General features: G+C 67.0%; 5 protein-coding genes. 4 read left to right on the forward strand and 1 reads right to left on the reverse strand.

What is annotated here, in order from left to right:
* The first annotated feature begins 146 nt into the window (after positions 1 to 146).
* From ispF to AB0L58_RS42735, 4 genes are all read left to right on the forward strand, one after another.
* Positions 147 to 614 carry a 2-C-methyl-D-erythritol 2,4-cyclodiphosphate synthase gene (gene ispF, locus AB0L58_RS42720; protein ID WP_364397391.1) on the forward strand — a complete coding sequence of 156 codons (468 nt, stop codon included), beginning with the start codon at positions 147 to 149 and terminating at the stop codon, positions 612 to 614.
* 64 nt (positions 615 to 678) lie between these two features.
* On the forward strand, positions 679 to 2106 hold the full coding sequence (gene cysS / locus AB0L58_RS42725; RefSeq protein ID WP_364397379.1) for a cysteine--tRNA ligase: 1428 nt from the start codon (positions 679 to 681) through the stop codon (positions 2104 to 2106).
* Entirely contained in the window at positions 2106 to 3083 is a 978-nt protein-coding gene (gene rlmB, locus AB0L58_RS42730) for a 23S rRNA (guanosine(2251)-2'-O)-methyltransferase RlmB (RefSeq protein ID WP_364397382.1), read from the forward strand. Before cysS ends, rlmB begins: the two co-directional genes overlap by 1 nt.
* Before the next feature lie 313 nt (positions 3084 to 3396).
* The gene (locus AB0L58_RS42735; RefSeq protein WP_364397385.1) at positions 3397 to 3675 is read left to right on the forward strand and encodes a DUF4190 domain-containing protein; all 279 of its coding nucleotides are present in this window, start codon (positions 3397 to 3399) and stop codon (positions 3673 to 3675) included.
* Positions 3676 to 3687: 12 nt separating this feature from the next.
* Here AB0L58_RS42735 and AB0L58_RS42740 read toward each other — a convergent pair whose 3' ends face one another.
* Positions 3688 to 4497, reverse strand: a complete 810-nt coding sequence (locus tag AB0L58_RS42740) for an enoyl-CoA hydratase-related protein (protein ID WP_364397388.1) — start codon at positions 4495 to 4497, stop codon at positions 3688 to 3690.
* Positions 4498 to 4803 lie beyond the last annotated feature (306 nt).

Here is a 4803-nt window from a genome sequence, read left to right on the forward strand (position 1 = left end):
AACGATCAACACAGCCATGTGCATGGTCACGCCGGAGCCGAGTGTTAGCGAGGCGGGGGCATGAGTGAGCGCAGCGAGCGAACGATCAACACAGCCATGTGCATGGTCACGCCGGAGCCGAGCGTTAGCGAGGCGGAGGCGTGAGCATGCGCGTCGGCATCGGCAGCGATGTCCATCCCATCGAGGTCGGCAGGCCGTGCTGGATGGCGGGTCTGCTCTTCGACGGCGCCGACGGCTGCGCCGGACATTCCGACGGCGATGTCGCCGCGCACGCGCTCTGCGATGCGCTGCTTTCCGCGGCCGGACTCGGCGATGTCGGCGCGGTCTTCGGCACCGGACGGCCGGAATGGGCGGGCGTTTCCGGCGCGGCCATGCTCAAAGAAGTGCGTAGGCTCCTTGACGGGGCGAACTTCGAAATCGTCAATGCGGCGGTCCAGGTGATCGGCAATCGGCCGAAGATCGGACCGCGGCGCGCCGAGGCCCAAGAGGTGCTCGGCGAACTGCTCGGCGCCCCGGTCTCGGTGTCGGGCACCACAACCGACGGCCTCGGACTGACCGGCCGCGGTGAGGGCATTGCGGCAGTGGCTACCGCCCTGCTACAAGAGTGTCGCTGATCCAGCTTCCGCCGACCTGATCCGCTCCGTGAGCGGCCTTAACTACCAGCTAGGATCGACTTCCGTGACTCTGCGCCTTTTTGACACCGACACGCGGACCATGCGCGACTTCGCGCCACTGGTCCCCGGCCGTGCCTCGGTGTACCTCTGTGGCGCCACCGTGCAGGGGGAACCACATATCGGACATGTGCGCAGCGGAGTCGCATTCGACGTGCTGCGGCGCTGGCTGCTCGCACACGACTACGACGTGTGGTTCATCCGCAATGTCACCGATATCGAGGACAAGATCCTGACCAAGGCCGCCGAGGCGGGGCGCCCCTGGTGGGAGTGGGCGTCCACCTACGAGCGCGCCTTCGACAAGGCCTACCAGACACTCGGCGTACTGCCGCCTTCGGTGGAACCCCGCGCGACCGGCCACATCACCCAGATGACCGATCTGATGCAGCGGTTGATCGAGCGCGGACACGCCTATGCCTCCGCGGGCAATGTCTACTTCGACGTGGTCAGCTATCCGGAATACGGCAGCCTGTCCGGGCACAAACTCGATGACGTGCACCAGGGCGAGAGCGCGGGGGAGGGCAAACGCGATCCGCGCGACTTCACGCTGTGGAAGGCCGCCAAACCCGGCGAACCGACCTGGCCGTCGCCGTGGGGTCCCGGCCGACCCGGCTGGCATCTGGAATGCTCCGCCATGGCCGAGTTCTATCTCGGCCCGGAATTCGATATCCATTGCGGCGGAATGGATCTGGTCTTCCCGCACCACGAGAACGAGATCGCTCAGTCCAAGGCGGCCGGTGACGGATTCGCGCAGTACTGGCTGCACAACGGCTGGGTGACCATGGGCGGCGAGAAGATGTCCAAGTCGCTGGGCAATGTGCTCTCGGTGCCGAATGTGCTGAAAAAGGTTCGGGCCGTTGAACTCAGATTCTACCTGGGCAGCGCGCACTACCGCTCGATGCTCGAGTACTCGGACAAGGCGCTCTACGATGCCGCGGCCTCGTATCAGCGGATCGAGGCCTTCGTGCACCGGGTGGCCGAGCGGGCCGGGGAGATCGCGGTCGGCAAGTGGACCGATGCGTTCGCCGAAGCGCTCGACGACGATCTGGCGATTCCTCGAGCCCTGGCCGAGGTGCACCGTGTAGTACACGAGGGCAACAAGGCGTTGGAGTCGGGCGCGATCGATGAGGCGGTCGAGTTGGCCGGGCAGGTCCGGGCCATGCTGAATATCCTCGGCGTCTGCCCGTTCGACCCGCAGTGGTACACCCCAGAGGACAATTCCGTCGCGCTGGACGCATTGGATGTGCTGGTGCGCGCCGAACTCGACCGCCGCCAGCAGGCGCGCGCCGCGAAGGACTGGGCGAACGCCGATGCGGCGCGCGACCGATTGCAGGCCGCCGGGATCGAAGTGACCGATACCCCGCAGGGCCCGGAATGGTCGCTGGGCGCGACACAGCATTCGCCGGGTGCGGTACAGCGTGGAAAGGCGAACTGATGGCAGGCAATTCGCAGCGTCGCGGCGCGATTCGCAAGGGCGGCAGCAAAAAGGGTGCGGTCGTCGGCTCCGGTGGGCAGCGTCGACGCGGTCTGGAGCCCCGCGGTGCGACCCCGCCCGCCGAGGCGCGCACCAAACATCCCGCCGCCAAGCGCGCGGCGGCCAAGGCGAAGGCCGCCACCCAGGGCCGGCCCGGTCCGCGTGGCACCGGTCGTCCGGCCGGACGCAAGAGCGACGACGGTCCGGAGATGGTGCTCGGCCGCAATCCGGTCGTCGAATGTCTGCGTGCCGGTGTGCCCGCGAGCGCGTTGTACGTCGCGGTGGGCACCGAGAACGACGACCGGCTGACCGAAAGTGTGAAGATCGCCGCGGATGCGGGCATTTCGATCCTCGAGGTGCCGCGCACCGATCTGGATCGGTTGAGCGCCAACGGACTGCATCAGGGTGTGGCGCTGCAGGTGCCGCCGTATCGGTATGCCCATCCGGACGATCTGGTTGCGCGGGTCCAGGATTCGGCCGAACCCGCCCTGCTGGTCGCGCTGGACAATATTTCCGATCCGCGCAATCTCGGCGCCGTCATCCGCTCGGTGGCGGCCTTCGGCGGCCAGGGTGTGCTGATTCCGCAGCGGCGCAGCGCCAGCGTCACCGCGGTGGCCTGGCGGACCAGTGCGGGTGCCGCGGCTCGGCTTCCGGTCGCCCGCGCCACGAATCTCACTCGCACACTGAAGGATTGGGCCTCGCGGGGGTTCCAGATCGTCGGTCTCGACGCGGGCGGTGATACCACCCTCGATGATTTCGACGGCCGCATCCCCACCGTGATTGTGGTCGGTTCGGAGGGCAAGGGCCTGTCTCGGCTGGTTCGCGAGACCTGTGATTCGATCCTCGGCATTCCGATGGCGGGACCGGTGGAATCGCTGAATGCCTCGGTCGCCGCGGGCGTAGTACTCTCCGAGATCGCCCGCCAGCGTCGCATCTAAACCGCGGCCATCCCACATCACACGCGTCCCTCGGTTACCGCGCACATGTGATCCACACATTTGCGGTGGTGAATTGGGGTGTACGTCGGCGGCAGCAGTACAGGAGTGCGGCGAATCGGCGGGCGGGTGCTCTCCGAATCGTGCGGGCGTCGAGCCTGAACGCGGCGGCCGATTCGGCGGCTGGATACCGGCAAGTCGGTCGACGCGTTCGAACCGCAACGGGCAGAGCGCAAATCGGTGATCGCGGTCGACCGGGCAAATCGGCTGTCGCGGTTGAACCGCAAATCGACTCCGGCCCCGTAGAATTCGACTCGTGGTCATCCCGAACGAGGCTCCCAAGGAGACGATCGAGCATCCGCATGCGACGGCGGTGCTGGCGCTCGGCGCGGCGAGTCTGTTCTGCTGCGGTCTGCTGGGGCCGGTGGCGTGGGCGCTCGGCAGACGTGCGCTCAACCAGATCGAGGAATCCCACGGCGGTTACGGTGGTCGCGCGCAGGTGCTGGTCGGCTATGTCCTCGGCATTATCGGCACGATCCTCATGGTCTGTTTCGCGATCATTTTTCTGCTCATCCTGATCGGCGGCCGAGCGTAATCGCGGGTCCGGTCAATCCAGGCTGGGCCGTTCGTTCTCGACCTTGCTGTCCCAGGCCGGCCATTCCTCGCTGATGCTGCCGGTCCAATTGGGCTGGCGGCGATCCCGGAAGGCGGCCATCGCCTCACCACCGTCGATGCTCTTGCCGACGTGCCCGTTCAGTTCGGTCTCCAGTTGTCCGACCATGGTCGGACTCATGCCGAGGCCCTCCCAGAGCAGCCGCTTCGACAGTGCCACCGGCAGCGGTGCCGCCCCGTTCGCGATGTCATGGGCGATGGCGAGCGCCGTCGGCAGCACCTCGCCCCCGGGTAGGCAGCCATTGGCCAGGCCCATGGCCTTGGCCTCGTCGCCGTCGAAGGTGCGACCGGTCAGCATGATGTCGGCGGCATTGGCCATGCCGACCAACCGCGGCAGTGTCCAGTGCGCGTAGCCGTCCGCGAGTACGCCGCGACGCACCTGATTGAGTCCGTAGACCGCGTCGCGTGCCATGTACCGGAGATCGCATTGCAAGGCCAGTGCGAGTCCGATACCGACCGCATGTCCGTTCACGGCCGCGATCACCGGCTTGCGCACCCGCCACGGCGCCGGTTCGATGGTCGCGCTGACCTCGCCGACCCGATTGGACAGATCGGCACCCGCGCAGAACGCGGGCGCCGTGCCGGTAATGACGACCGCGCGAATCGCATCCTCGACATCGCAACGCTGTAGTGCCGCACTCAATTCGGCGGCCATGGCCGGGGTGACGGCATTCTGCTGTGCGGGTCTGTTGAGGGTGAGGACGGCGATGCCCGCGGAGACATCGACGAGCAGTTCCGAACTCATGCCAGGCATGTTAGTCGACCCGCGTGGCTGCGTGCCCGGCCCGGCAAAGGCCGTTCGAGCACTGATCACCCGTACGGAGCGAGTCTTGCGAGTGACGTTAGCGACCGGTCTCGTGTCCGAGTTGTCGAAGCGCATGGGTCCCGCAGGCGCGGGACTCGTCCGTCCGGCCTGTGTACCTCAGGTGCCGACCGATCCCCGATCGGTGACCCCCACGGAGCGAGTCTTGCGAGTGACGTTAGCGACCGGTCTCGTGTCCGAGTTGTCGAAGCGCATGGGTCCCGCAGGCGCGGGACTCGTCCGTCCGGC

The organism is Nocardia sp. NPDC052112, assembly GCF_040680135.1.
Lineage (GTDB): Bacteria > Actinomycetota > Actinomycetes > Mycobacteriales > Mycobacteriaceae > Nocardia.

Excerpts from the sequence above, each read along its gene's own strand:
- ispF (WP_364397391.1), top strand. The coding sequence starts at position 147 with ATGCGCGTCGGCATCGGCAGCGATGTCCATCCCATCGAGGTCGGCAGG.
- AB0L58_RS42740 (WP_364397388.1), bottom strand. The coding sequence starts at position 4,497 with ATGAGTTCGGAACTGCTCGTCGATGTCTCCGCGGGCATCGCCGTCCTC.
- rlmB (WP_364397382.1), top strand. The coding sequence starts at position 2,106 with ATGGCAGGCAATTCGCAGCGTCGCGGCGCGATTCGCAAGGGCGGCAGC.